The following is a 26535-nucleotide window of genomic DNA, read 5'->3' as shown; positions in this document are numbered from 1 at the left end:
CTCGAAGTCAGGGTGCCCTATCCAATCCTTCCCGGCCCCTCTACACTGGACCGTCGAACAACTCGGCTCGAGGCTTCATGAAAGACGCGTCCCCCGAACAGGCCATGGATCTCTCCCAGCTGGAAAAGCCGGTGCTTGAGCTGGAGGCCCAGATTCGGGCCATGGAGATGGATCCCTCCCAGAACAAGGAGCGGGAGAAGCTGGAAAAGAAGCTCGACAAGCTGAAGGCGGAACTCTTCTCGCACCTCACGGATTGGCAGCGGGCCCAGCTGGCACGCCATCCGAAGCGGCCGTACACCCTGGACTACCTGGAACGGCTTTGCGAGCGCTTCGAGGAATTGCACGGCGACCGCCGTTTCGGCGACGACGCAGCCATCGTGGGCGGCTTGGGCTGGATCGAGGGCAACCCAGTCATGATCATCGGCCAGCAGAAGGGCCGCGACACCAAGCAGAAGATCCTGCGCAACTTCGGCATGCCCAAGCCCGAAGGCTACCGCAAGGCCCTGCGTCTCATGAAGCTGGCGGAGAAATTCCAGCGCCCCATCCTCTGCCTCATCGACACGCCCGGCGCCTATCCCGGCGTGGATGCGGAAGAGCGCGGCCAGGCCGAGGCCATCGCCCGCAACCTGCTGGAGATGGCCAAGCTGGAAGTGCCCGTGGTGGCGGTGGTCATCGGCGAAGGCGGCAGTGGCGGGGCCCTGGCTCTGGGCGTGGCCGACCGCGTGCTCATGATGGAGAACGCCATCTACTCGGTGATCTCGCCCGAAGGCTGCGCGTCCATCCTCTGGAAAGATTCCAGCCAGGCGCCAAAAGCCGCCGCAGCCTTGAAGCTCACGGCTCCGCACCTGCTGGAGCTGGGGGTCATCGATGGCATCGTGAAAGAGCCCCTGGGCGGCGCCCATGCGGACTTCGACGCTGCCGCGGCCTCGCTGAAGGAGGCCATCATCGACGCCTTCTCAGAACTCTCTGAGCTCTCTGCCGAGCAGCTGGTGGAGGAGCGCTACCAGAAATTCGCCCGCATGGGCAGCGTGAGCTGAGCATGGGAGCCATGCCGTGGCGCATCCGCCGGAGCATTCCGGCGGGAACAGCGCCCTGGAAAGTTCTGGCCGAGGCCTGCGGCCTCGATCCCAGGCTGGCCCGATTGGCCTGGCTGCGCGGCGTGGATCGGCCTGAGGCCCTGGCCTGGCGGTTGGATGCCTCGTGGGCGCGGAGCACGGACCCGCACCTGCTGCCGGGTGTGGATCAGGCTGTGGCGCGCATCCGCCGCGCCATCGAGGCCCATGAGCGCATCGTGGTGTACGGCGACTACGACGTGGATGGTGTTACCGCCACCGCGCTGCTGGTGCGCACGCTCGAAAAACTCGGAGCGGAGGTCTCCTTCTTCATTCCCAATCGGTTCTCGGATGGCTATGGCCTGCATCTGGAGTGCATCCAGGAGTTGAAAGCCAGCCGCGATCCCGGCCTGCTCATCTCCGTGGATTGCGGCGTGCGCAGCGTGATCGAGGTGGCCGCCAGCGCGGAGCTGGGCCTTGATTGGGTGATCACGGACCACCATGCCCTGGGCGCGGGATTGCCGCCGGCCTGCGCTGTGGTGCATCCCCACCTCGATGGGTATTCCAATCCCTTCCTGGCTGGCGTGGGTGTGGCGTTCAAGCTGGCCCAGGCTCTCTTGGGCGCCGTTCCCCATCCGGTGGGGGCGGACGCGGCCTTTCTGGATGGCCTGCTCAAGCTGGTGGCCATCGGCACCGTGGCCGATGTCATGCCCCTGGTGGATGAGAACGCCCTCCTGGTGCGGCGTGGGTTGCAGTCGCTGGGCAGCAAGAACGGGCCCGGTCTGGCCGCCCTGCTGCGGGCTGCGAAAAAGGAAGGCGTTCCAGGGGGTCAGGACATCGCCTTCGGCCTCGCGCCCCGGCTCAACGCCGTGGGCCGCATGGGGGGCGCGGAGGATGCCGTGCGCCTGCTGCTCACCCGGGACGAGGCAGAAGCGGAGACGCTGATGCTCCGTGTGGAAGCCCTCAATCAGGAACGCCGCAGCATCCAGCAGGATCTGGCCGCGCGGTTGCCGGAACCCACCGCCGAAGCCTTCGACCTGGTGCTGGATCCCACCGCCCACAAGGGTGTCATCGGCATCGTGGCGGGCCACCGCATGCGCGCCAGCGGCCGACCTGCCGGGGTCTGCACGGTCATCGATGGCATCGCCCACTGCAGCCTGCGGGCGCCGGAAGGCTACGACCTCGGCGAACTGCTGGCCCTGGCCCAGCCCTTCATCCTGGGCGGGGGCGGCCATCGTGTGGCCGCGGGACTCAGCTTCGAGGCGTCTCGGTTGGCCTTCGTGCGCCAGGCCCTGCAACGCGGGGCCATGGCCCAGGCCCAAGGCCGTGACCTGCCGCCGCTGCTGGTGGATGGCGCTCCGGAAGAACTGCCAGGAGACGCCGAGCTGGTCTCACTGGAGCCCTTTGGGCAGGGCTTCGCGCCACCCCTGGCCTGCCTGCAGGGAGTGGTTGAATCCACCAAGGTCTTCGGGGCGGATCACTGGAAGGTGCGCCTGGCAGGGCTTCCCGATCCCATCACCTGGTTCGCGGGGCCGTCGCGACCCGAACAGCCCGTCCCAGGATCGAGGCTGGCCGTGGCCGCCGCGCCCCAGGGGAGTGCTCGCTGGGGCCGCTCCTGGCTGGTGGATGCGGTGCTTGGCGAGGCGGTCCCATGAAGGTTTCCGCCCTCTTCCGGGAGTTGCCTCCGGCCCGGCATCCCCTCTGGCAGGGGCTCGGCTGGGTATTGGTGGCGGGCACCCTTGGGTTCACGGCGACATTCCTTTCGCTGAGCAGTGACGGGATGCCAGGACGCGCCGCCGGTGGTGACCCCCTCTTCGGCGAAGGCACCCGGGGCAGCGTGGGCACGCTCACCGAGCAACTGGGCCCCAACCGCATGGTGCTCTCCTACAAGACCATCGATGGCTCCGAGCAGGACCTGCGCCTGGAGCAGGTGACGGGCCGCCTTGACGAGCCTGCCGGGCGCTGGCGCTTGCTGTCGCCCTCGGCTCGTCGTCAAGCCGGGATCTGGACGCTTCAGGGGCCCATGGATCTGGGAGTCGCCGATCCGGTGAGCTCTGTCCCCCTTGGGAAGGGGCGCATTGACGCGTCGGGGCCCGCCATCCGCTGGACGGGCGGCGACTGGGAAGGGCTGGCGCCGCTGCGTTGGGAATCCCTGGAGGGCTCCTCCCGGGGCACCTGGAACCTGCCGGCCGGTTGGCGCCGCGAGGTGGACGGGCGGTTGCGGGTGGAGCGGGGCCCGGTGCGCTGGCAGGCCCCCGCGGATGGCCCCGCGCCGCCCACCCTGCGCGGCATGGATGCCGAGCGGCTATGGGCCACGCCGGGATTTCTCACGGGCCACCTGGAGGGGGTGAAGGCCCAGGTGAGCGAAGGTTCCCTCCAGGCTTCGGTGGCAGATCTTTCCCCCGATACGGTGACCTGGCCCAGCCCCCTCTCCTTCGAGCGCACGGACGGCTGGCGCGGGGAGGCCCGAAGCGGTGTGGCGCCAAGGCCCCTGCCGGGCGCCACCTTCCAGCAGGTGGATCTGAAGCGGTTCAAGGCCCGCCGGGCCCTGCCCACCGGCGAGGAACAGCTCAGCACCGACGGTGCCCGTTGGACGCCCGCCGGTCTGCGGCTGGAGGGAAACGTCATCTGGGATCAACCGGCCGAAGGGCAGCGCCTCATGTTACGGGCCCCTCGGGTGCTGTTGCGGGAGGCTCCCGGCAAGGATCTGCCTGAATCCCTGCCTGTGGGTTTCGCCGAGGCCGAAGGCCAGGCGCTACTCACCTGGGGAAGGCGCAGCCTGTCCTCGCCGCGCATCCTGGTGGAAAGGGCCACCCGCCGCTGGAAGCTCCAAGGGCCGGTGCTGGGTCGGAGCGAGGATGGCACCTTCTCTGGTGGAGCCGCCCAGGGCGATCCCCATGTGTGGACCATCGAAGGCCCTGTGCAGGTGAACCTCTTCACCGGCGGCAGCCTGCGCGGCGCCAAGCTCGTATGGGAGGAGGCCTTGTGGACGCTCACGGGCCGCCCTGCGGCCTGGAACCGGCTGCGAGAGCGGCTTTCCGGCCCGCGCATCCTGCGGAAGGGCGATCTGGTGACCTTCCCGGAGGGGCTGAATGGCACCCTGGCCGCGGCGGATGGCGACCTCTTTTTGAGGGCCGAGCGGGGCCAGAGCGAGGCCCAGAAAATCATTCTTTCCGGAGGCGTGGAATGCCAGGGCCAGGGCTGGCGCCTCGCGGCGGATGCCGTGGTGGTGACCCTGGCGCCTGATCGCACGGTCCAGCTGGTGCAGGCCCGGGGCGCCATCACCCTGCGCGGTCGCCTGGGCGAGGGGCAGGGCGAAGCGCTTGAACTGGAGCCGGGGCTTCAGGCGGCGCGCTGGCAGGGCCATGTGCGGGGCAAAGGTTCGGGGTCAGGATGGTGATGTCCCACACTTCCTCTGTCCTGGAGGCGGCCCCTGAGTCAAAGCGTGCGCTCATGTGTTCTGATAGATCCATGACAGAGCCCACCCCCTGCCTAGAGGCCGTGAACCTCCAGAAGCGCTATGGCGACCGCACCGTGGTGCGGGACGTCAGCCTCGCCGTGGGCATGGGCGAAGTGGTGGGTCTGCTGGGGCCCAACGGTGCGGGCAAGACCACGACCTTCTACATGGTGGTGGGGGTGGAAGCCCCCGACCAGGGCAGCATCCGCTGGTTGGGGCACGATGTCACCGCCCTGCCCATGCACCGCCGGGCCCGCCTCGGTATTGGCTACTTGGCGCAGGAATCGAGCGTGTTCCGTGGGCTCACGGTCTGGGAGAACCTCATGGCCCTGGGCGAATTGCAGCCCATCCCCAAGGCCGAGCAGATCGAGCGTTGCGAGCGCCTGCTGGGGGAGTTCCACCTGGGCAAGGTGCGCGACACGCTGGGCATGAGCCTTTCCGGCGGCGAGCGCCGGCGCTGCGAACTGGCCCGGGCCTTGGTGACCGAGCCGCGCATCATGCTGCTGGATGAGCCTTTTGCCGGTGTGGACCCCAAATCCGTCCTGGAGATTCAATCCCTCATCGCCGACCTCAAGGCGCGAGGCATCGGCGTGCTCATCACCGATCACAATGTCCGGGAGACCTTGCAGATCGCCGACCGGGCCTATATCTTGGCGGACGGGATGATCATGAAACACGGCCTGCCCAGCGAGATCGCGGAAGACCCGGATATCCGCCGGGTTTACCTCGGCGATAAGTTCAGGTTGGACTGATGGCAGCCGGACCCTTCCTTTCCCAGCGCCTGGCCCAGAGCCAGACCTTGGCGTTGACGCCGGCCATGCAGCTGAAGCTGAAGCTCTGGCAGATGAACCTGCAGGAACTGTCGCAAACCATCGAGCGTGAACTGGAAGACAACCCGCTGCTGGAACTGGCCGACGACAGTGACGAGGTGCCCACCCTGGAAGCCATCGAAGAGGGGCGCGATTCAGATGTGACTGAAGGCTCCGCCGAGCAGATGGCCGATGGTGTGGAACTGCCGGAAGGGGTGGATACCGTCGATCTGGGTCCCCTCCTTGATGCCGCCGAGGAAATGAACCCCGAGGGCGACCTGGAGCGGTTCACGGAAGAGGGCGTGGCCCAGGTGCAGGAGACCGAACTGGGTGCTGAAAACAGCTGGGATCAGGACCTGCCCCGCACCAGCAACCTGCCCGAGGAGGATCGCCTCTCCTGGGAGGACCGGCTCAGCGCCTTTGAATCCCTGCAGGACCACCTGCTGGGCCAGCTCTACGAAACCCTGGAGCATGAGGACCCCCGGGCGCCCCTGGTGGAACGCCTCATTGATCGCATGGATCCGAAGGGCTTCCTGCGCCTGGACCCCGATCAGCCCTCGCTGGAAGCCACTCCGGCCCTGCTGGCCGCCGATCTCGGCGTCAGCGAAGAGGCGCTGCGCGCGGCCCTGGATGTCCTCCAGGAATTCGATCCTTCCGGTGTGGGCTGCTTCTCGGTGCAGGAATGCCTCCTGCTCCAGCTGCGACATGCAGGGGCGGAGCCTGACGATCTCGCTGTGCGCATCATCCAGGATTTCTGCGACCTGCTCTCCCAGCGGGACAGCGCGCGGCTGCGCAAGGCCCTGGGCTGCACCGATGAAGATTTGAACCAGGCCATGGAGCAGCTCAAGCACCTCAACCCTTCGCCGGGACGCGCCTTCGATCCAGAGGGTGAGCGGGTGGTGAAACCCGATGTGGTGGTGCTCAAGGGTGAAGATGGCAACTGGAAGGTCTATCTCAACGATGAAGGCCTGCCCCGCCTGAAGGTCAATGGGGAATACCCTCGCTTCATGGCCTCCAGCGAGGCCAAGACCGACAAGGATTTCATCCGCGAGCGCTTCCGCAGCGCCCGGGATTTCATCCGCGGCGTGGAGGACCGCAACCGGACGGTGCTGCGCGTGTCCGCTCAGATCGTCGAACTTCAGAAGGAGTTCATCGAGCATGGCATCGAGCGGCTGCGGCCCATGGTGCTGCGCGATGTGGCCGAGGCCACGGGCTTCCACGAGAGCACCATCAGCCGGGTGGTGAAAGCCAAAACCATCCACACGCCGCAGGGGCTCTTCGACCTGAACTATTTCTTTTCGGCCCGGCCCAAGGATTCCGATGTCTCGGCCACGGTGGTGAAGCACCGCATCAAGGCCTTCGTGCAGGCGGAGGATCCGGCCAAGCCCTTGTCCGACGAAGCCATCGCCGGGCTGCTGGAGCGGGATGGCATCAAGGTGGCCCGCCGCACCGTGAACAAGTACCGGGAGGAGTTGAAGATTCCTCCAGCTTCCCAGCGCCGACGCCGATAAGAAGGGTCGGATTCCCCATCATCCCGGGCCAACCGGCCCCTTTCAGGAGTGTCCCATGAAGGTCAATTTTACCGGCCGCCACATGGAGCTCACCGAGCCCCTGAAGCAGTTCACCAAGGAGCGGCTGGACAAGATGGCCACGTACCTGGATGACATCATCGATGTCCACGTCACCCTGAGCGTGGAGAAGCACCGTCACGAGGCGGAAATCACCCTGAAGACCCGGGCCAGCGCCTTCGTGGCCTCGGCGACCACCGACGACATGTACGGCAGCATCACTCAGGCTGTGGACAAGCTCGAGGCCCAGGCCCACAAGCACCAGGACAAGCGCACCACCCGCCCCCACGACAGTGCCAAGGCCGGCGCGGTCGAGGAATAGCCCTTCCTTCTTTTCAGCCAAAGGCGGCTCTCCGGGGCCGCCTTTGGTATTCTTGAGGGTCCGGAGTCGCCCATGCCTGATCCCACGCACCTGTATGCCCCGAAGACCTGCACCGATCCCACGCAGATCTGCGAGAAGTGCCGCAGCCCCTATACGCTGGATCACTTCCAGCATGGCGTGGAGGGGCAGGAGTGCGTCTGCCGCCGCTGCCTCCAGGTGATGGGCTACAAGGCCTAGCCATGATCACAGCCGCCTCCTCCGAGGCGATCCTGGAGGAGGTGCTCCAGGGACGCCGCATCACCGCTTCGGAAGCTCTGTGCCTTTTGGAACAGGCGGACCTGCCCGATCTGGCCGTGGCTGCCACCGCCGTGCGCGACCGGCACAATGACCCTGCCCGGGTGAGCTATGTCATCGACCGCAACGTCAACTACACCGACGTCTGCAACGTCTATTGCACCTTCTGCGCCTTCTATCACAAGCCCGGTGACAGCCGCGGCTACGTGCTGACAAAGGAGCAGCTGAAGCAGAAAGCCGAAGAAACGCAGGCCATCGGCGGCACGGGCTTCCTGCTGCAGGGCGGGGTGAATCCTGATCTGCCCTGGGACTACTACCTGGATCTGGTGCGCTACCTTCATCACGATCTGGGCATCTGGGTGCACGGCTTCTCGCCTGTGGAGATCCAGATGATGGCCAAGCTCAGCGGCCAGACCCTTCGCAAGACCATCGCGGATCTGCGTGACGCGGGCCTGGGCTCCATTCCCGGCGGCGGTGCCGAAATTCTGGTGGATCGCATCCGCAAGAAGATCGCGCCCCTCAAAGGCGGCCGCGAGAAGTGGCTGGAAGTGATGGAGGCCGCCCACGAAGAAGGTGTGAAAACCACGGGCACCATGATGTTTGGCATCACGGAGACGTTGGCGGAACGCATCGACCATTTCGAGGCGCTCCGCAACCAGCAGGACCGTGCCCTGGCGCGGCAGAACGGCGGCGGCTATACGGCGTTTGCCGCCTGGCCCTTCCAGAGCGGCCACACGCCCTGGGAAGGCAAGGTGCCCAAGCCCACCGATGTGGAATACCTGCGCACCATCGCGGTGGCCCGCATCTTCCTCGACAACTTCTCACACATCCAGAGCAGCTGGGTGACCATGGGCCGCAAGACCGGGCAGCTGGCCCTTCACTACGGCTGCGACGACATGGGCAGCCTCATGCTGGAAGAGAATGTCGTCAGCGCCGCAGGCACCTGCTACAGCGTGAACAAGGACGAAATGACCCGCATGATCACCGCCGCCGGGTACGAACCCTGGCAGCGCGACAACATCTACGGCAAAGTCCAACCCTAGGGTTCAGTCACTTCCACCTCTCAGCCCCCCACCCAAGCCCCGCCTGATCTCGACCAATCCCTGAGGATGCGCCGGATGGATCGCAGTGCGCCGAACCGCTCCAAACTCTTGTCCATGGTGCTGCTGCTCATGGCCCTGGCCGTGGTCTTCAACCTGGCCCGTCTTGGCTTCCTGACTGGCTTCGAGGGGCTGCGTGGCCTGAAAGATCCTGATACCTGGCGTGGGCTCTACCTGGGGCTGAAGTTCGATCTGCGGTTGGCCGCCATCCTGGTGATGCCGACTTGGCTGCTGTTGGGCAACGGCCAGGCCGCCCCGGCTGTGGCGCCATGGCGGAAGGCCCTGGCGCCCTGGCTGCTGATTCTCGCCCTGGCTTGCTACGTGACCCTGGTGCTGGTGGCCATGGTGGATGACCGCGCCGCCCAGCCCTTCCTGCTCGGGTTCCTGGTCCTGGTGCCCGCCTACCGCTTTGGAACGCCAGGCCACGGGCTCGCCCAGCGCAGCGGACGCTGGATCTGGGGCAGCTTCGCCACGGCCCTGATCGTCACGCTGATCTTCGCCTACATGGTGGATGCGGGCAGCTATGGCTACATTCATACACGGCTCAATGGCACCCTGCTGATGTTCCTGGAGAATGCCCGGACCAGCTTGCGCATGATGTGGGAGAGCTATCCCTTCGGCCGCCTGGCCCTGGCGCTGATTCTGCTCACCCTGGCCTCTCTGTGGGGACTCCGCCGTCTGGTCCGCGGCCTGCGTGGGCTCGAGCTTGCGCCCTGGGCGCGGCGGACCGTGAATGTTGCGTTTACGTTCCTGCTCATTGCCCTCATGTGGGCCAAGTGGAGCGCCTATCCGCTGCGCTGGTCGGAAGCGTTTGAAGCGAAATCCAGCTTCCATGCGCATCTGGCCCTGAACCCTGTCCTGTTTTTCCTGGAAACCCGGCGGGACATGGATGGCGGCTTCGACTTGGCGCAGGTGAAGGCCACGCAGCCCGATCTGGCGGCCTATTTCGGCATTCCCGTCGAAACCGACGACCAGGGCCTGCCCAGCCTGCGTCGCCATCAGGAGCCACGCCCCCTGGTCCAGGGTCGGCCCAACATCGTGCTCATCCAGTTGGAAAGCCTGGCTGGCTTCAAGACCGGCATCCTGGGCAATCCCCTGAAGCCCACGCCCTACCTGGATGGCCTGGCGGCGCGGGGCATCTTCTTCGACCGCTTCTACGTGGCCATGGAGAACACCAGCCGCTCCATGTTTGCCACGCTGTTCGGCATTCCGGATGTGAGCTCTGTGGAGAATGCCACTCGCAACCCGCTGCTGCTGGATCAGCACTCGGCCCTGAGCGCCTTTGGCGATTACCGGAAATCCTACTTCCTGGGCGGCAGCGCCAACTGGGCCCAGATGCGCGGCATCCTCAAGAACAATTTCAAGGATCTGAAGCTGTACGAAGAGGGCTTCTTCAAGGCCCCCAGGGTGGATGTGTGGGGCGTCTGCGATGCCGATCTCCTGCTGGAAGCGCAGGGCGTGCTGGAAAAGGAAAGCGCGCCTTATTGGGCCTACATCCAGACCAGCGGCAACCATCCGCCCTTCACCATTCCAGGCCACCTGAAGGATTTCCAGGTGGAGAAGCGGAACCGCGATGAACTCGAGCGGGCGGGCTTCGTCGACAACGAGGAATACAACGCCGTGCGGCTCATGGACTACAGCCTGCGGAAGTTCTTCGAGCGCGCGGAAAAGAGCCCCGCCTTCGCCAACACCATCTACGTGCTCTGGGCGGATCACGGCATTCCCCGCGGCATGACCGACCAGCGCTTCGGCGACCTGGCCCTGGGCATCCACCACATCCCCTGCGTCATCTACGCGCCTGGCCTGCTGAAACCCCAGCGGGTCTCCACCGTGGGCACGCAGATGGACTTGCTGCCCACCTTGGTTTCGCTGATGGGGCGGCCCTTGGAACACCAGACCCTCGGCAAGGATCTCCTGAATCCAGCCTGGAATGGCCAGGCGGCGGCCTTCACCTTTACCACGTTCCGGCGCCCGGCCCGGGTGGGGCTGCTCCAGGGCGATTGGTATGTGAATGTGGAACCCAATGGCGTGTCCCGCCTCTATCGGCTGGATGAAGCCGTTCCGCGGGATCATGGTGCGGAGGAGCCGGTGCGCGCCCAGGCCATGACCCGGCTGGGCAAGGGCTTTCACCAGTGGTCGAAATTCCTGCTTTCCCACAACAAGCCCATCGCGAGGCGGCCATGAAACCGTGGATCCTCCCCTATTTCTGCGCCGTCCTGGCTTTGCTGGCGGTGGGCCTGCCCCTGAAAACGCGCCTGGACGCGCCTCGCTTCGGCTCACCGGCCATCGTGCCCGCAGGCAAGGCCTTTGAGGTGTCCTTCGCCACCAGCCTTCCTTTCGTCCCCTGGCGCACCGCCGCAGCGGCCCTGGAGCGGCAGTGGGGCCTGCGGCTGGAGCAGGGCGGACGCCGCATCCTCAGCCACCGCCAGACGGGAAACCAGCACTGGATCACCCTGGCGGATCCCACCCCAGTTGCGGGCGCGCTGCGGCTGCCCTTGGATGGGCTGGAGCACTGGAGCGAAGGGGCAGTTCCGGATCGCATGGTCCTGGTGCATGTGGCGGATTTCCCCAGCACGGGGAAGGAGGCCATGCTCGAGCGCTTCGTGGATGAGATGGCCATCCTGAAACCCCATGCGATCCTGGCTTCCGGTGACCTGGCCTATGATTCCAGCGCCAAGTGGTACGCCTTCCTGGTGAGTCAATTCCGGCGTCTGGAGGCCCTGGGCATTCCGGTGATCGCCTGTCCTGGCAACCACGAGCGGGGCGGTTGGGCACGCTACCTGAACACCTTCGGCATCAACACCACCCATCGCGTCAACCTCGGACCCTTCGCCATCCTCAGTCTGGATTCGGCCCACGGCCGCGACCGCCTGACGCCAAGCCAGTTCCAGTGGTTCCGCGGGCAGCTGGATGATCTGGAGGGCCGGGTGCCCCTGATCCAGCTGCACCATCCCGTTTTCCCGCCCGGGCCTGCCATTCATGGGGATGGCGAGAAGAGCGGAGGGCCCCTGTTCGGCTACCGAGAGGGTCTCGTCAAGCTCTGCTTGGACCGCCAGGTGCCCATCGTGCTCACCGGGCACTGGCATCAGGATGCGGTGTTCGACGCCGCGGGCCGATTCCGCGATGACACACCGGATTTCCCGGGTACGAAATTCGTGGTGACCACAGCCTTGGGTGATGCCTTGCGCCGCGTGACCCGCTGGCCCCTGCGCTACCACGGCTACCGGATTCTGATCACCGAGAAGGGGAGGCTCGTCCGCTACACGCAGGACCTGCCGGGCCAACCCAGCCCCACCCCCATCGCCAGCACGCCCTCGGGCACCTGGCTTCAGGGAGGTCGCCCATGAGCGCCGTCTGGCTCTTCCTCTACCTGGGCTGCCTGATGCGGCTGCTGACCCTCTACCGCCTGGATTTCCGGCGCCCGGCCACCTTCCTGCTCCTGCTGCCGATCCTGCTCCTGCCTCTGATGGACTGGATCTGCCGTCACCAGGCCTGGGTGCTGCGCAAGGGGACGATTCGGGTTGCCGGGCTCATCGCTCTCATCTGCGCCCTGTTCCTGACCCGGACCTTCAACCTGGGCTTCGCCGACACCACCCACCTGGGCCTCGCGGCCGTCTACGCACTCCTGGGGTTGTGCCTCTCGGTGGTGGCCCAGGCCCATCCCGGTGAGCACACGGGCACGGGCCTATGGATCTGGGTGGCCGCCTGGGAATACGCGGGCACCTGGCACCCCACGCTGACCCTCCTCGGTGCGGGGCTCTCCGGCTTCCTGTTGGCCTTTGGCCAACTGCCCGAGGAAGAACCCTCCTGGCCTTCCGCCCATCACATCAATGCCTTCTGGGCAGCGGCCCTGCTTGGATTGGTGCTGCCGAAACCCGGCTTCGATTTCCAGTTCGCGGGCACCTGGCCTGGAGCGCTGGCGGTCTTTGCCCTGGGCGTGGCCGTGGCCGGTTTGCCCAGGCTGAGAGAGATCCTTTCCCATGTGCCAAACGCGGTGCCGCTGGTGCTCTTGGGGCTGGCCTTTGTCCTTTACCCCTCGGCTTGGGTTTGCCTCTGGGCCCTGGTGGTGGGCCTGCTCTGGGGCACGATCCTTCCCCGCTTCACGAGGCCTTTGTGCCGAACCCGCACCGGCCTTGGCTTTGCCGCGGGAGTGGTGGTCTCGTTCACCCTTCACTCCAACCTGGGCATCCCCTTCCTCCGCCGCCTCCTCTGGCTGGGCAGCTGAGGGCCGCCCAGGAAAGGACGGCCCCGCCATTCATGCTCGTCTGGCTGATTCCTACTTTGTTTTGGTCACCGGATTGAAGTCGTTCAGCTTGCGCAGTTCCGCCTTGAGCTTGGGGTCCTTCATCTGTTCTTCGGTGTAGGCCTGTTCGCGGAGGATGTGCTCTTCGTAGCCGCCCGCCTCGTAGAGCATGAGCATGTGGGCGTCCTTGCCGCCCACCACCTTGACCGCATGGATGGAGCGGGGCGGGATGTAGACCATGTCGCCCGTCTTCATCACGTGGGTTTCGCCGTTCACGGTCCACTCCACGGAACCGCCGAGGATGTAGAACACTTCGGTATGGGTGGCGTGGAAGTGCGGCGGAACCACGAAGTCGGAGTGCCAGATCTCATCGAGGATGGAGAAGCGGCCCTCGGACTGCACGGAGGACAGGGCGATGTCCGACACCACTTCCTTGCGGTCGTAGGAGGGCCGCTTGCCGGCGAAGGTGAAGCTGTGGCGCGGGGCCTCCTGGGCGAAGGCGCCGAGACCGGCGAGGGCCAGGGAGATCACACCGAGGCGAAGGATTCGGGATGCCATGGGGGGTCCTTTCGAGGATCATGGGAGCGGCGCGCTCCCTGCCATGGCTGGACGATAGGGGGCGCCCGGGAGGCCCACAAGTAAGCACCTTCTTGCGCCCAAGTCACCTCGAGGAAACCGCCGTGTCCGTGATCAGTCCCTGTCCCGTCATGACCGCCCTCGCCGTGGTGGGCGGCAAGTGGAAGCCCGTGATCCTCTGGGTGCTGCGGGAAGAGGCGCTTCGTTTCGGCGAGATCAAGCGGCGCATCCCGCCCATCTCCCAGAAGGTGCTGACCCAGACCCTGCGGGAACTGGAACGGGACGACATCGTGGAGCGCCACATCTACCCTGAGATTCCCCCGCGGGTGGATTACACGCTCACGGCCTACGGCCGGACCCTGCGCCCGGTGCTCGATGCCATCGCCGGGTGGGGTGAGGGCCACCAGCGGGTGCTGGCCGCGCAGCCGGACTGATTTGGTCGTTGGCATGGACGTCGCCAATCCTGCGGGTCAGCGCCCCAGGTAGGAGAGGACGACCTGGACAGCCTCTTCCTTGGCGGCTTTGAGGGGCAGCCCTGAAGGTCGGTTTCGCAGGGCCCCGTGGCATAGGGCCTCGACCAGATGGGGCAGGACGAAGGCCTTCCGCTTCCAGTGGCTGGGCGGATGACGCGACTGGGATTCCGAGGCGAGGACCACCAGGAAGGCGCCGCGGAGACGCAGGTCATAGGTGCGGGCGCCCTGGGCTCCGTGGGGAACCTCAGAACTCAACAGGTCATGCAGCTCAGGATCGGTCTCGTGGGCTTCAATCAGAGCTTCCACCAAGGCTCGTACGAAGGCCTCCAGCGAGGTGGCCGCATGGTCGCGGAGGGTGTGGTCGATGAGGCGGCAGATGCCCTCCACATGGCGTTCGTGCAGGGCGGTGAAGATGGCCCGCTTGTCGGGGAAATACTGGTAGATGGAACCGACGCTGACTCCGGCCACCTCGGCGATGCGGTTGGTGGTGACAGCCTCAAGCCCCCACCGTTTCAGGATCTTCACCACCGAATCCAGGATGGCGTCCACGGTCTGGAGGGATCGCTGCTGAATGGGTTTTCGGCGGGGCGCAGGGGGTTTCGAGGGCATGGGTGTTCCTTAGAACATGAGCTTATTTATAGGTAAGGAATGCATCCATCGCAACCACGCATATCCGTGGTCATTTCGTATGCGAGTTTATCTTTATGAGTCATCCAAATAGGCTACTTCAATATATGAGCAAACATACAGATACTGGGAGAACCTCATGAATTATCTCATCACTGGTGCCACCGGAAACATCGGAGGCCGCGTCGTGGAGCGCCTTGCGGGCCTCGGCCTGCGCCCGCGGGTATTCGTGCGCGATCGCGACAAAGCCTGGGCCCGCTTCGGGGATAGGGTGGAGGTGGCCGAGGGCGATCTGAGTGACAGGCCCTCGCTCTCGGTGGCGCTCAAGGGCATGGCAGGCCTGTTTCTGGTGAACGGGGGGCCCTCGCTGGGAAAGCTGGATGGTCTCGCCGCGGAAGCGGCCCGGGAAGCGGGGGTGAAGCGCCTGGTGAAGCTCTCCTCCTTCGATGTTCATCGGACGGATGGATCTTCCGTGGGTGCCTGGCATGCCGAGGGAGAATCTGCCATCCGCGCTACGGGGCTTTCCTATACCTTCCTGCAACCAGCGGGCTTCATGTCCAACGCCCTCGCCTGGGCGTCCTCGATTCAAGCGGAGGGGGCCATCCGGGCCAGCACGGGCGAGGGCCGCATCGCCATGATCCACGATGACGACATCGCGGCGATGGCGGTCAAAGCCTTGCTCTCCGGAGCGCATCAAACCTCGTGGCCCATTACCGGTCCCGAGGCGCTCAGCTATGCCGAAATGGCGGCCAGGATCGGCGGAGCCATCGGCAAACCTCTGCGGTTTCACCCCATCAGCGACGGGGAAGCATTTGAAGGGCTCTGCCACAAGGGGCTGCCTCCGGCTGTGGCGGAGGCCCTTGTGGCCTTGTGGAGGGCGGTCCGGGAGGGGCACTTGGCCACGGTAACGGACACCGTGGAGCGCGTGCTGGGACGGAAACCCATCTCCTTCACCCGGTGGGCCCTGGAGCATCGATCGGCGTTCCGCTGAAGGGCGGCTCCCGTGGAGGGGTGACGTTCGAACAGCAGGAATCCTGGAGGAAGAAGGCTTGTCCGAGGATGGATCATTTCTCCGCGCATAAAGGGAGGACGCGCGCGATCAGTTCGGCCAGGAATTGGTGCGAGTTCATGAATACGGTGAAATGACCTCCTGCCAAGGGGACGAATGCTTTGCGTGGAGCCTTGATGGCGTTGAGGTAGTGTTCCGAGAGGGAGGTTGGCGTGGTGAAGTCTTCCCTTCCCTGGAAGAAGAGGATTGGCACTGCGAATTCCAGCCCTAGCTCATTGGGTGTCAGGGAGGTCGTTTGCGGGACAAGGCGCTCCCCGCTCAGCATCTGTCCCGCCACGGAATCATGGATGTCCTGCACCGAATTTCCGGGGGCAACCAGCGTTAGCCCAATGGTGCCAAACAGGAACTGGTCAGCCCCCTCGAAGTGATTGGCCCAGGTCCGCTGAAGGCGGTATCCCTGCCCCGAAGCGTAGGGAGGCTGACCCATGCTTTTCAATGCGGCAAGGGCCCTCAGATTGCCGCTGGCTATGGCCTTCTTCAACAAGCCCTGGTAGGCGGCTGCGTCGCTCTGCGTGCTGTCTGCCACTTGCCCGGTGCCGACGTAGGCGCGAAAGAATTCAGGTCGCGCCTTCACCATCCGCAGTCCGAGAATCGAACCAAAGGAATGACCCACGAGGATGATCTTTTCCGTTCCAAGGCTCCAGAACGCGCTTCACCATTAATGCTCGACTGGCGGGGCAAGACTTTGCTGAACTGTGGAGGTTCACCCGAGGCTCCAAGAAAGCTGTTTGTTGGCGCTTTCAGCTTCCCAGATCTCGGGTGAACAACCTGATTGGCACTTACAGGTAGCGCCGATAGCCCGAGTGCAAACATCATGGCAAAGATGAGGGTGGGGCGAATGGGAATCAGCATGATGAACAGCACCTCATGAGGGCCGCGGCGGATATCTTTCCGGTGGGTGGAACCTCCTCTACGCTGTTTCGACGAAGCTGATTAGTTGGTTCGAGTACACAATCAAATCCCGAGCCCGTGATTCCTAAGTGACCTACCTGGATTGCAGCGCCACCAGCAGCTGTTCCGCCAGGGGCCGGATGCGGCTGGGTTCGCTGAGGTAGGCGCCGCGGGCCGCCACGAGGCGGGCCGAGGAGTGTCCCAGCACCGCCGTCTCCACCAGGCCATGGGCCCGGAGGGTGCCGCCGGTCTGCACGAGATCCACGATGGCGTCGGCCAGACCCAGCAGGGGCGCCAGCTCGGCGCTGCTGCTGAGGGGCACCAGCTCGGCGGTAAGGCCTTCGCGGCTGAGCCAGGCCTCAGTGGCCTTGGGGAACTTGGTGGCCAGGCGCAGATGGGGCTTGGCGCGCAGGGCTTCCAGCGTGACGCCTTCCTGAGCGCAGAGGGAGAGGCGGCAGGCGCCGAAGCCCAGATCCGCCAGCTCCAGCAGGTCCATGTCCAATTCATCGAGGGTGTCGGAGCCCACGATGCCCAGGGACGCCACGCCCGCGGCCACGTAGCGCGGCAGGTCCGTGCCCTTGAGGAGCAGGGCGGCCACGCCGGGCGTGGCGGTGGGGATGCGCAGCACCCGCGACTTGAGGGCGGCGGCGTCCAGGGCGAGCGGGGTGCCCGCCAGCTTGGGTACCAGCTCGTCGCCGAGGCGGCCCTTAGGGAAGGCGATGAGGATAGAGGCTGGCGTCATGGGAGTGGCTCAAAAAGGTCAGGGCGGGTGGTGGCCAGGTCCAGCAGCCGTGACAGCCGCACGCAGAAGCCCGCCGCCTGCCAGGGGCGCCCCAGGCCAGGAAAGAGGCGATCATAGCGGCCACCGGCGGCCAGTTCCTGCTGCGCGCCCGGGGCCCACAGGCGCAGGGTGGGGCCCGTGTAGAAGCCCAGGCCCGCCACGTCGGCGAGATCCACCCGCAGCTCCAGATTGGGCGGCAGGATGGGCAGCAGGGATTGCAGGGCGCGCTCCATGTGCTCCCGCTCCTCCTGCAGCAGACCCGCATAGGGGCTAGCTTTGAGGGCTTCCAGCGTGCGCGGCCCATCCAGTTCGGCGAGCAGGGCCTCGGCGTGGGCCGAGAGCCGCGCGGCGGCGGGATGGCCTGCCAAGGCTTCGCGCACCCGGTGCGGCGCGCGCCGGGAAAGGGCCGCCACCACAGCCTCGGCCAGATCCGGCGCAAGCCCTTCCGCCTCCAGCGGACGGCGCACCAGCGCTGCGTGGCCCAGGTGAAGGATGGCGCTCTTCAGCCCCAGTACGCCGGGAATGGCCATGAGCAGGCGAGCCAGTTCCACGTCGGCTTCGCCCGTGCTCTCGCCTTCAGCCTGGATGCGCTCGCAGCCCACCTCGAAGCGCTCCACGGCCTCCCAGGGCTGCACGGGCCTTCGGAAGACAGCACCGGCATAGGCCACGCGCGGGGGTGGTTCGGTGAAGCGCCGGGCCAGCAGGCCCGCCAGGGACACAGTGAAATCCCAGCGCAGGGCCACCAGGTCGTCCCCGTCGAAAAAGCGCAGAGAGCCCTCCGGGATGGCTTCGCGCAGCACCAGGGAAGGGTGCAGCTCGCGGTAGCCGTGGGTTTCCAGCAGGCCCATGAGGGCGCCCTCCCAGCGTCGCAGCCGGGCCGCAGAGTCGAAGAGCAGGTCGGGGAAGTGGGGCGTGCGGACGGGCATCAGGCGGTTCCTCCCGAGCGTTCCGCATGGCGGCTGTGCAGCACCTCCACCACCTCCTGCAGACAGGCGCCGCGCTCGATGAGCAGCAGCTCCAGGTGAAAGAGGAGGTCCGCCGCTTCGCCGAGGAAGGCCTCGCGATCTTCGTTCTTGGCGGCCAGGATCACTTCGCCTGCCTCCTCCACCACTTTCTTGGCGATGCGATCCACGCCCTGGGCGAAGAGTTTCTGGGTGTAGCTGCCCGCCAGATCGGCCTGTGCTTTGCGGGATTGCAGCAGTGTCTCCAGCTGATCCAGCCAGGGCAGGGTGGCAGGCATCTGCTCACCATCGAAGCAGGTCAAGGTCCCCCGATGGCAGCTGGGGCCCTCGGCGTCGGCCAGGATGAGCAGCGCATCCGCGTCGCAGTCCGGCCGGATCTGGACGAGCTTCAGGCGGTGGCCGGAGGTTTCGCCCTTGGTCCACAGGGCCTGGCGCGAGCGGCTCCAGAAGGTGACGTAGCCGGTGTCCAGCGTGATCTGCAAAGACTCTCGGTTGAGCCAGGCCATCATGCGCACCGCGCCGGCGCGGTCCTGCACGATGCCGGGGATGAGGCCGTCGGGGCCGAAGCGGAGGGCGTTGATATCCATGTCAGATCCGTACGGAAAGGTCGTTGTGGGCCAGGTAGGCCTTGAGCTGGGAGATGGACAGGATGCCTTCATGGAAGAGGGTGGCGGCCAGCACCGCATCGGCGCCGTGCTCCAGGGCTTCCAGGAAGTGGATCTCCCGGCCCGCGCCGCCGGAAGCGATGAGGGGGATGGGCAGCTTGGAAGCGAGGTCGAGCAGCGGGATGTCGAAGCCCTCGCCCGTGCCGTCGCGATCCATGGACGTAAGCAAAATCTCCCCGGCACCGAGCTCGCTCAGCTCCCACAGCCAATCCTGGGCCGAGCGCTCCGTGGGCTCTGTGCCGCCCTTCAGGTAGACCCGCCAGCCCAGAGCCGCATCGCGCTTCACATCCACCGCCGCCACCACGCACTGGCGGCCGAAGGCCTCGGCCAGTTCGCGCACCAGGGCGGGGCGCAGCGCGGCCGCGGTGTTCACGGCCACCTTGTCGGCACCGGCACGCAGCAGACTGCGGGCATCCTCCACGTGGGAGACGCCGCCACCCACCGTGAAGGGAATGCTGAGTTCGTGGGCCACCTCGCGCACCCAGGCTTCGCGGGTGCCGCGGTTCTCGATGGAGGCGGCGATGTCCAGGAACACCAGTTCATCCGCGCCCTCGGCATCGTAGCGGCGGGCCAACTGCACAGGGTTGCCCAGATCGCGGAGATCCTTGAACTGCACGCCCTTCACGACGCGGCCCTGCTTCACATCCAGGCAGGGGATGATGCGCTTGGCAGGCATCAGGACACTCCTTCCAGCGCCGCGCGCGTGCGCGGATCATCCAGGGGGATGAAGCCTTCCATGAGGGCCTTGCCGCTGATGGCGCCCACCACGCCGGGGAGGAGGGCCAGGGGCTTGAGATCCGCCAGAGCCTTCACGCCGCCAGAGGCCTGCACCTGGAAACCCTCGCGGGCCACCCAGGCGGCGGCCTCGAGCCCAGGGCCTTCCAGCGTTCCGTCACGGCTGACGTCGGTGACCAGGGCGCGGTGGAAACCCAGACTGAGCAGGGCCTCGAAGACATCGGTCGACGCGCATTCGCTGGAGGCCTGCCAGCCGCGGGTGACGATGCGATCCCCCTTCAAATCCAGGGCGGCGATGAGGTGGCTGCCGGGCAGTCCGCGCAGGGCGGAAGGCTGCTCCACGGCGAGGGTGCCCACCACGGCATCGAAACCCAGGGCCAGCACCTCCTCAATGGCCATGCGGTCGCGCAACCCACCGCCCACCTGGAAGCGGACCTGGGGAAAGCGCGCTGGGAACTCCGTGAAGCGGCCTTGGCGCGGGCGGCCGAAGGCGCCATCCAGATCCACCAGGTGGATGCGGCGGGCCCCAGCCTCGACGAGGCTGGCGATCCAGGCTTCGGGATCGAGATCGTAGAAGGTCGCCTGGCTGGGATCGCCGTGGCGCAGCCGCACGAGGCGGCCCTGCATGAGGTCGAGGCTGGGGATCAGTTGCACGGTACCTCCGGTGCGGGCGCCGCCACGCCCATCCAGGCGAGCGTGGACTTCAGCATGGACAGGCCCGCCTCGCCCGATTTCTCCGGGTGCGCCTGGAAGCCCAGCACCAGCCCCCGGGCCTGGATGGCCGCGAAGGGCCGCCCGTGCTCGGCGATACAGATTGTTTCCACGGTGGGTTCCAGCGCGTAGCTGTGGACGAAGTAGAGCCAGGCACGGTCGAGATCCGGCAGCGCGGGATGCATGTGGTGTTCGCTCACCTGGCTCCAGCCCATGTGGGGCACCTTCACGCCGGGGCCCAGGCGGCGCACGAGGCCTGGAATGAGGCCGAGCCCCGAGGCGCGGGGCGCTTCTTCGCTGCCTTCGGCCAGCAGTTGAAGGCCCAGGCAGATGCCCAGCAGGGGCCGGCCCTCGGCCACGAGGGTGGGCAGCAGGCGCCACCAGCCGCGGTCGCGGAGGGAGCGCTGCGCCGCTTCAAAGTGGCCCACGCCCGGCAGGATGATGGGGCCGCCGGGCGCAATGCCATCCGGTGTGGCGGCCCGCTGGTAGGGCAGGCCCAGGCGATCCAGGGCGCCCTCCAGTGAGGCCAGGTTGCCGGCGTCGTAGTCGATCAGGGTGATGACGTCAGTCTCGCTCATGCGGAGAGGGTTCCCTTGGTGGAGGGCAGCTCGCTGCCTTCGATGCGCGTGGCCTGGCGCAGGGCCTTGGCCAGGGCCTTGAACAGGGCCTCGACCTTGTGATGGGTGTTCACGCCGCGCAGCAGATCGGCGTGGATGGCGAGGCCACCGCGCATGGCCAGGGCCACGAAGAATTCCCGGACCATCTCCACCTGGAACCCATCGCCGAGAATGATGGGGGGAAGGTCGGCGTGGAATTCGCACCAGGGACGGCCGGAGAGATCCACCACCACCCGGGCGAGGGCCTCGTCCAGCGGCACGTAGGCGTGGGCGAAGCGCACCAGGCCGCGACGTTCGCCCAGGGCCTGCTTCAGCGCGTCGCCCAGGCAGAGGCCCACATCCTCCACCAGGTGGTGGCTGTCCACGGGCAGATCGCCCGTGGCCTCTACGTCGAGCGCGAAGCCGCCGTGCCGGGCCAATTGCATGAGCATGTGATCGAAGTAGCCCAGGCCCGTGTGAATGCGGGCTTCGCCCCCATCGGGGCCCCCATCAAGACCTAGGCTGAGCTTCACCTCGGTTTCCGCGGTGGCGCGCTGAATGGTGGCGGTCCTCATGGCAGCTCCTGAGTCAACACGGGCAGGCATTCGCGAAGCCCGGCGAAGGAAAGGTCCTGGGGCGCGGCGAAGTGGGCGCGGTCGGGACCGATGGCCGCGAAGCGCCACCGCAGTTCGGGACGCAGCGCCGCAGCAGCTCGGAGGCACCGGGCGTCATCGATGGTGTCGCCGGCGAAAACGATATCCTCGGCGCGGAAGGCATCGGCCAGTTGCAGCAGGCCCGCCGGTTCCGGTTTGCGCAGGTGGGGAGCGGCGTCGCAGACCGCGGGCAACTTGAAGCCGAGCACCTGCCAGGCCAATTCCAGCTCGTCGGGAGGACGGCCCGTCAGCACGGCCAGATCCCAGCCGGTGCTGCGGAGCTCCGTCAGCGTCACCGTGGGCCGCTCACTGTGGATGGTGTCCGCGTAATGCTTCTGCACCACCCCCTGGGCGATGGGCTCGAGCGCCTGCATGCGCGGCTCGAGCTCGGGAAAGCCGCGGCCTCTGGCGCTTTCCAGCAGGGGCCGGAGATCCACATCCCCATGTCGTTCCGTCAGGGCCAGGGCCCCTGCCGTGAGTCGGAAATCATTGTTGAAGCCGCCTAGCCGCTTGAAGGCCTGGAAGGTGTCGTCGGACCAGGGCAGCGCCGGGCGCAGCTCCGCCAGGGCCCGAGCCACGGAATCCATGAAGCTGCGGCCCGCGTCGATGAGCACGCCGTCGATGTCCAGCACCAGCAGCCTGCGTCGAGGCCGGGGCGCTGGCGGGGGCAGGGTGGCGCCCAGGGCCGAAGCCGCATGGGCGGTGTCAGCTTCGGTGCCCACGGTGACACGCGCCGCGTCGGTGCCGGGCAGGCGGCGGGCCTTCAGGCCCGCGGCTTCAAGGGCTGAGGAGGGATCCGGTGAGATGTGCAGGAAGTTGCCCGCGCTGGGTGCAGCCTGATAGCTGGTCAGGGCCGTGGCGAAACGGTCGCGGCGCTCGGGCACGGCGCGCACGGCCGCCTCGAAATCCGCCGCGAAATCCAAAGCCACATCCAGCGCTTCAAGGCTGGCCGAAGGCAGGGAATAGGGCAGCTGCAGCGTGGCGAGTTTGGCCACCAGCGTGGGATCTCCCACCAGATAGCCGATGCGCCAGGCGGCGGAGGCGAGGGCCTTGCTGAAGGTGCGCAGCAGGAGCAGGTTGGGATAGCGGTCCACGGCCAGGCGGTGGGTGGCGGGGGCGAACTCCGCGTAGGCCTCGTCCAGCACCACCAGGGGTGGGTTGGGCCGCGCGGCGATGGCCGCCAGCAGGGGCTCCAGTTCTTCGGGCGAAAGCCAGGCGCCGGTGGGATTGTTCGGCAGCGTCAGCCAGATCTGTCGGCAATCCAGGGCTGCGAACCAGGGCTCCAGGGGAAAGCCCGTGCCCTGGGGCACCAGGCGCACGCGCCCGCCGTGGCGCCGCACCAACATGGGGTAGAGGCTGAAGCCGGGCTCGGGGATGGCCACGGTGTCTCCCGCGCTCAGCCCGGCCATGGCCACCAGATCCAGCAGCGCCCCAGAAGACGGACCCAGCAGCAGGCCACCTTCGGGTACCCCCAGGCGTCGGCCCAGCCTTTCCGTGAGCTCGGCCTGACGCTCGGGATACTGGTGGAAGGGCAGGTCGCGGAGCCGCGCCAGCAGAGCCTCCTTGGCTTCCCGGGGCCAGTCCTGGGCCGGTTCGTTCATGTGCAGGCGTACGCCGCCGGAGGGCTCGGGAGGCCGCTGGTAGGCGGGCAGGTCGGACAGGTCAGGGCGAAGCAGCGACATGGATGGACTCGACATGAGGGTAGGAGGAAACCAGGCTTCCTGGGGAGAGAAGCGAAGCGGAACGCCGGTGCAACGGGCGTTCCCTAGAGATGATGGTGGCCGCGAAGGGCGGCGCTGCGGCCGTGGTGGGTGAGGCCTTCGGCTTCGGCCAGGCGTTTCACCCAGGGGGCCATGGCCGCGGCGTCCGCGGGTGCCAGGCGGAGGAGGCTCTGTCGCTTCAGGAAGGTGGCCACGCCCAGGGGGCTGGCGTAGCGGGCGCTGCGATCCGTGGGCAGCACGTGGTTGGGGCCCGCGCCATAGTCGCCGAAGGCCTCGGCGCTGGCACTGCCGATGAACAGGGCGCCTGCGGTGGTGAGGTGGGGCAGCCAGGCGTCCGCATCTGCAACGCAAAGCTCCAGGTGCTCCGGGGCCCAGGTTTGGGCGAGGGCGATGGTCAGTTCGCGGTTGGCGCAAACGAGGCGCCCATGGTTGGCCAGGCTCTGTTCGAGGATGGCTCGGCGGGGTGAAGCGTCGGTGCGGGTTTGCAGCTCTGCGGCCACGGCTTCGAGCAGGGCCCGGTCTTCGCTCACCAGGACGGCGGCGGCATCGGGATCGTGCTCGGCCTGGGCCATGAGATCCTCGGCCAGCCAGGTGGGGTCGGCGCTGCCATCGGCGATCACCAGCAGCTCCGTGGGCCCAGCCAGAGAATCGATCCCGCAGGTGCCGATGAGCTGGCGCTTGGCTTCGGCCACAAAGCGGTTGCCGGGCCCGGCGATGAGATCCACCGCGGGCTCGCCGTGGGCCAGCCAGCCGAGGGCCTGGGCGCCGCCGAACGGATACAGCTCGGTGAGGCCCAGTTCCGCGGCGCAGGCCAGCACCAGGGGATCCACGCCCCAGGCGCCAGGCAGGGTGGGCTGAGGTTTGGGCGGCGTGACGCCGACGATGCGTGCCACGCCACTCACCTGGGCAGGGATGACGGTCATGGCCAAGGTGGAAGGATAGAAGGCCCGTCCGCCGGGGATGTAGACCCCGGCCGTCTGCAAGGGGCACCAGCGCTCGCCCACCGTGCCGCCGCCGGGCAGGGGCAGCTCCAGATCCAGCAGGCTGCGGCGCTGGCCTTCGGCGAAGCGGCGCACGTTGGCAATGAGTTCCCGAAGGGCGGCCATGAGGTCGGGCTGAGTCTGGTCCAGGTGCAGGCGGGCAGCTTCCAGGGTCGACACGGGGAACCGCAGGGCCGAGGGCTCCAGCTGGACCCCATCCAGGCGCCCGGTCCAATCCCGGACCGCTGCCAACCCCCGGAGGCGCACGTCAGCCAGGATGGCCGACACGGCCTGCTGGGTATCCGCTTCCATCTCCTTGTTCCTGGCCAGGGAGGCCACCCATCCGGGCAGGTCCGCCCGGTCGATCAGGTCATGGATGGAGATGAAGTAACACCTGTGCACCTCGAAGGTGAAGGGACCAGACTGCCAGCATCATGCCGTGAACCGCAACCGCAAATCCTGAATCGTGCCCAAGGGCAATCGCGATCAGGCCGGTTGGGCGGCGATGCTGAGCTCAGAAGGCTGGAAGAAGAACCGCACGTTGGCGGGCTCGGCGTCCTCGGTCCACTCCCAGTGGCTGGGGTTGGCCAGGATGGCCTGGGCCAGGGCCACGTGCATGGCATGGCCAGCGGCGTGAGCCTCGACCAGACCCAGCAGCGGCGCGCCCAGCAGGGCCAGGTCGCCCACCAGGTCGAGCATTTTGTGGCGCACGGCTTCGTCTTCAAAGCGGAGGGATTCGTTCAGAGGGCCATCGGCACCGAAGACCACCGCGTTGTCCAGGCTGCCGCCGAGGGCCAGACCCCGGGCGCGCATCATGTCGATTTCCTGGGCCAGGCAGAAGGTGCGGGCGGCACCCAGCTCCCGGCGGTACTTCTCGGGGGTGAGGCTCAGCTCACGGCTCTGGCGGCCCAGGGCGGGAATGGGGAAATCGATGACGTAGCGGAGACGCAGGCCGTCGAAGGGCAGGGCGCGGATCCAGCGGTCACCGTTCCGCACTTCCACGGGCTGGGTGATCTTCATGAAGCGGCGGCGGCCTTCCAGCCCCTTCACGCCTGCCTGCAGGATGGCGTCCACCCAGGGGGCGGCGCTGCCATCGAGGATGGGCAGTTCCTCGGCATCCACTTCGATGCGGAGGTGCTCAACTTCCAGGCCGGTGAGGGCGGAAAGGAGATGCTCGATGGTCTGGAGGCGGACACCATCCTTCACCAGAGTGGTGGACAGTACCAGATCACCCGCGAGGTCGGCCTTGGCGGGGATTTCAGTTCCCGTGGGGGTGTGCACGAAGACCAAGCCTGAAGCCTTGGATACGGGCACCAGCCGGACCGTGCAGGGCCGGTTGCCGTGCAGACCGTGACCCGAGATGGTGATCTCGCGGCTCAGGGTCTGGGGCGTGGTGCTGCGGGGCATGGTGCATCCTCGCAGGTCTTCAAGCCATTTCTATGCCATATGATTATTCAAATTATTTCAAGATTTAAATATTAATGATTGGCAACATGCTGTGGCCGCTGTCACCACACACTGTGGTCAGTGGGGCCGGGAGCGCTCCCAATCCTCGGGGGTGGTGAGCTTCAGGTTGGAACTGGGACTGGGGATGAGTTTCACGGCCAGACTCAGGCGCTCCAGCAGGGCCACGTCGTCCGTGCCCGTAAAACCTGCTTCATGTGCCGATTGGAAAGCTTGAAGCCAGGTACCGAGGCGGGCGATCTGAGGCGTCTGGGCCCGGAAGAATTCCTCCCGCGGTTCGGTTCGCAGCACCCGGCCCAGGGAGTCTACCCGTTTGAGGGTGTCGGTGGAAGGTTCTCCGAGCAGAACACCGTCATAGCGATTGAGGGCTTCCAGGGCCTCCCAGAGCGGGGCGGCGGGGGGGAAGGGGCGCACGGCATCGTGGATCATCACGGGCGCCAGGGGAAGGTTGGGCAGGGTCCGCAGGGCCAGCCACACGGATTCCTGGCGGGTGTCTCCGCCGGGCACCACCGTACAGGGCACCTGGAAGGACCAGCTGCGCGCTTCTTCCAGGTGCGACTCGGGCACGGCCAGAGCGATGCCGGCGAGTTGCGGCATGCCGGGTGCCAAAAAGGCTTCAACTGTGACCTGGAGGAGGGGGCGGCCATCCCAGTCTCGAAACTGTTTGGGCAGTCCGCCACCCATGCGCAGCCCGCGTCCCCCGGCCGGAATCACCAGGAAGGGGCGCAGGGGGTCAGACGTGGTGAACGGGCTCTGCCCGGGCACCGCGTGGGGGGTTCCGGGGGG

General features: G+C 66.7%; 27 protein-coding genes. 13 read left to right on the top strand and 14 right to left on the bottom strand.

Going from position 1 to position 26535, the window contains the following annotated elements; genetic code table 11:
* Positions 1-104: 104 nt before the first annotated feature.
* The 11 genes from Q9293_RS10360 (at position 105) to Q9293_RS10310 (ending at position 12827) form a co-directional block, all read left to right on the top strand.
* Positions 105-1037 (top strand): acetyl-CoA carboxylase carboxyltransferase subunit alpha, encoded by a 933-nt coding sequence (locus Q9293_RS10360; RefSeq protein WP_372342207.1) that lies wholly within the window; start codon positions 105-107, stop codon positions 1035-1037.
* An 11-nt stretch (positions 1038-1048) separates the two neighbouring features.
* A complete protein-coding gene (locus Q9293_RS10355; RefSeq protein ID WP_306246139.1) occupies positions 1049-2707 on the top strand; it encodes a DHH family phosphoesterase in 1659 nt (552 codons plus the stop codon).
* Positions 2704-4452, top strand: a complete 1749-nt coding sequence (locus tag Q9293_RS10350) for a hypothetical protein (RefSeq protein WP_306246137.1) — start codon at positions 2704-2706, stop codon at positions 4450-4452. Before Q9293_RS10355 ends, Q9293_RS10350 begins: the two co-directional genes overlap by 4 nt.
* A 71-nt stretch (positions 4453-4523) precedes the next feature.
* Entirely contained in the window at positions 4524-5261 is a 738-nt protein-coding gene (gene lptB, locus Q9293_RS10345) for an LPS export ABC transporter ATP-binding protein (protein ID WP_306246135.1), read from the top strand.
* Positions 5261-6829, top strand: a complete 1569-nt coding sequence (rpoN, locus tag Q9293_RS10340; protein ID WP_306246133.1) for an RNA polymerase factor sigma-54 — start codon at positions 5261-5263, stop codon at positions 6827-6829. The genes lptB and rpoN overlap by 1 nt, the downstream gene beginning before the upstream one ends.
* Before the next feature lie 55 nt (positions 6830-6884).
* Positions 6885-7208 carry a ribosome hibernation-promoting factor, HPF/YfiA family gene (gene hpf, locus Q9293_RS10335; RefSeq protein WP_306246131.1) on the top strand — a complete coding sequence of 108 codons (324 nt, stop codon included), beginning with the start codon at positions 6885-6887 and terminating at the stop codon, positions 7206-7208.
* A gap of 72 nt (positions 7209-7280) precedes the next feature.
* Entirely contained in the window at positions 7281-7445 is a 165-nt protein-coding gene (locus tag Q9293_RS10330) for a hypothetical protein (RefSeq protein ID WP_306246129.1), read from the top strand.
* Positions 7446-7447: 2 nt separating this feature from the next.
* Positions 7448-8545, top strand: coding sequence for a CofH family radical SAM protein (locus Q9293_RS10325; RefSeq protein ID WP_306246127.1), 1098 nt, complete (start codon positions 7448-7450; stop codon positions 8543-8545).
* A gap of 75 nt (positions 8546-8620) precedes the next feature.
* Positions 8621-10786 carry an LTA synthase family protein gene (locus Q9293_RS10320; protein WP_306246125.1) on the top strand — a complete coding sequence of 722 codons (2166 nt, stop codon included), beginning with the start codon at positions 8621-8623 and terminating at the stop codon, positions 10784-10786.
* Positions 10783-11949 carry a metallophosphoesterase gene (locus Q9293_RS10315; protein WP_306246123.1) on the top strand — a complete coding sequence of 389 codons (1167 nt, stop codon included), beginning with the start codon at positions 10783-10785 and terminating at the stop codon, positions 11947-11949. The genes Q9293_RS10320 and Q9293_RS10315 overlap by 4 nt, the downstream gene beginning before the upstream one ends.
* A complete protein-coding gene (locus tag Q9293_RS10310) occupies positions 11946-12827 on the top strand; it encodes a hypothetical protein (protein WP_306246121.1) in 882 nt (293 codons plus the stop codon). The genes Q9293_RS10315 and Q9293_RS10310 overlap by 4 nt, the downstream gene beginning before the upstream one ends.
* A gap of 51 nt (positions 12828-12878) precedes the next feature.
* Here the strand turns inward: Q9293_RS10310 and Q9293_RS10305 are convergent, their stop codons facing one another.
* On the bottom strand, positions 12879-13403 hold the full coding sequence (locus Q9293_RS10305) for a cupin domain-containing protein (protein ID WP_306246119.1): 525 nt from the start codon (positions 13401-13403) through the stop codon (positions 12879-12881).
* A gap of 122 nt (positions 13404-13525) precedes the next feature.
* Here Q9293_RS10305 and Q9293_RS10300 point away from each other — a divergent pair, with 122 nt between their 5' ends.
* Positions 13526-13855 (top strand): helix-turn-helix domain-containing protein, encoded by a 330-nt coding sequence (locus Q9293_RS10300; protein WP_306246117.1) that lies wholly within the window; start codon positions 13526-13528, stop codon positions 13853-13855.
* 36 nt (positions 13856-13891) lie between these two features.
* Here the strand turns inward: Q9293_RS10300 and Q9293_RS10295 are convergent, their stop codons facing one another.
* Complete coding sequence (locus Q9293_RS10295; RefSeq protein ID WP_306246115.1) at positions 13892-14503, bottom strand: TetR/AcrR family transcriptional regulator; 612 nt, start codon at positions 14501-14503, stop codon at positions 13892-13894.
* Between the two features lie 157 nt (positions 14504-14660).
* Between Q9293_RS10295 and Q9293_RS10290 the strand changes: the two genes are divergently transcribed.
* A complete protein-coding gene (locus Q9293_RS10290) occupies positions 14661-15512 on the top strand; it encodes an SDR family oxidoreductase (protein ID WP_306246114.1) in 852 nt (283 codons plus the stop codon).
* Positions 15513-15585: 73 nt separating this feature from the next.
* Here the strand turns inward: Q9293_RS10290 and Q9293_RS10285 are convergent, their stop codons facing one another.
* The 12 genes from Q9293_RS10285 to Q9293_RS10230 all read right to left on the bottom strand — a co-directional run bounded on the left by Q9293_RS10285 (position 15586) and on the right by Q9293_RS10230 (position 26514).
* Entirely contained in the window at positions 15586-16167 is a 582-nt protein-coding gene (locus Q9293_RS10285) for a hypothetical protein (RefSeq protein ID WP_306246111.1), read from the bottom strand.
* A 408-nt stretch (positions 16168-16575) separates the two neighbouring features.
* Positions 16576-17223 carry an ATP phosphoribosyltransferase gene (hisG, locus tag Q9293_RS10280; RefSeq protein WP_306246108.1) on the bottom strand — a complete coding sequence of 216 codons (648 nt, stop codon included), beginning with the start codon at positions 17221-17223 and terminating at the stop codon, positions 16576-16578.
* Complete coding sequence (locus Q9293_RS10275) at positions 17220-18188, bottom strand: ATP phosphoribosyltransferase regulatory subunit (RefSeq protein WP_306246106.1); 969 nt, start codon at positions 18186-18188, stop codon at positions 17220-17222. Before Q9293_RS10275 ends, hisG begins: the two co-directional genes overlap by 4 nt.
* Complete coding sequence (gene hisIE / locus Q9293_RS10270; RefSeq protein ID WP_306246104.1) at positions 18188-18811, bottom strand: bifunctional phosphoribosyl-AMP cyclohydrolase/phosphoribosyl-ATP diphosphatase HisIE; 624 nt, start codon at positions 18809-18811, stop codon at positions 18188-18190. The genes Q9293_RS10275 and hisIE overlap by 1 nt, the downstream gene beginning before the upstream one ends.
* A 1-nt stretch (position 18812) precedes the next feature.
* A complete protein-coding gene (gene hisF, locus Q9293_RS10265; RefSeq protein ID WP_306246102.1) occupies positions 18813-19565 on the bottom strand; it encodes an imidazole glycerol phosphate synthase subunit HisF in 753 nt (250 codons plus the stop codon).
* Entirely contained in the window at positions 19565-20278 is a 714-nt protein-coding gene (locus Q9293_RS10260; RefSeq protein WP_306246100.1) for a 1-(5-phosphoribosyl)-5-[(5-phosphoribosylamino)methylideneamino] imidazole-4-carboxamide isomerase, read from the bottom strand. Before Q9293_RS10260 ends, hisF begins: the two co-directional genes overlap by 1 nt.
* On the bottom strand, positions 20269-20913 hold the full coding sequence (gene hisH / locus Q9293_RS10255) for an imidazole glycerol phosphate synthase subunit HisH (RefSeq protein ID WP_306246097.1): 645 nt from the start codon (positions 20911-20913) through the stop codon (positions 20269-20271). Before hisH ends, Q9293_RS10260 begins: the two co-directional genes overlap by 10 nt.
* Complete coding sequence (hisB, locus tag Q9293_RS10250; protein WP_306246095.1) at positions 20910-21506, bottom strand: imidazoleglycerol-phosphate dehydratase HisB; 597 nt, start codon at positions 21504-21506, stop codon at positions 20910-20912. The genes hisH and hisB overlap by 4 nt, the downstream gene beginning before the upstream one ends.
* Positions 21503-23266 (bottom strand): aminotransferase class I/II-fold pyridoxal phosphate-dependent enzyme, encoded by a 1764-nt coding sequence (locus Q9293_RS10245; RefSeq protein ID WP_306246093.1) that lies wholly within the window; start codon positions 23264-23266, stop codon positions 21503-21505. The genes hisB and Q9293_RS10245 overlap by 4 nt, the downstream gene beginning before the upstream one ends.
* A gap of 83 nt (positions 23267-23349) precedes the next feature.
* Entirely contained in the window at positions 23350-24597 is a 1248-nt protein-coding gene (gene hisD, locus Q9293_RS10240; RefSeq protein WP_306246091.1) for a histidinol dehydrogenase, read from the bottom strand.
* Between the two features lie 174 nt (positions 24598-24771).
* Entirely contained in the window at positions 24772-25692 is a 921-nt protein-coding gene (lpxC, locus tag Q9293_RS10235; protein WP_306246089.1) for a UDP-3-O-acyl-N-acetylglucosamine deacetylase, read from the bottom strand.
* A 117-nt stretch (positions 25693-25809) separates the two neighbouring features.
* Complete coding sequence (locus Q9293_RS10230) at positions 25810-26514, bottom strand: IspD/TarI family cytidylyltransferase (protein WP_306246087.1); 705 nt, start codon at positions 26512-26514, stop codon at positions 25810-25812.
* Between the last annotated feature and the right edge of the window lie 21 nt (positions 26515-26535).

Origin of the sequence: Geothrix sp. PMB-07 (genome assembly GCF_030758935.1) — a bacterium.
GTDB lineage: Bacteria > Acidobacteriota > Holophagae > Holophagales > Holophagaceae > Geothrix.
The sequence above is the reverse complement of the archived record's forward strand: the minus strand, read 5'-3'. Positions and strand labels throughout refer to the sequence as shown.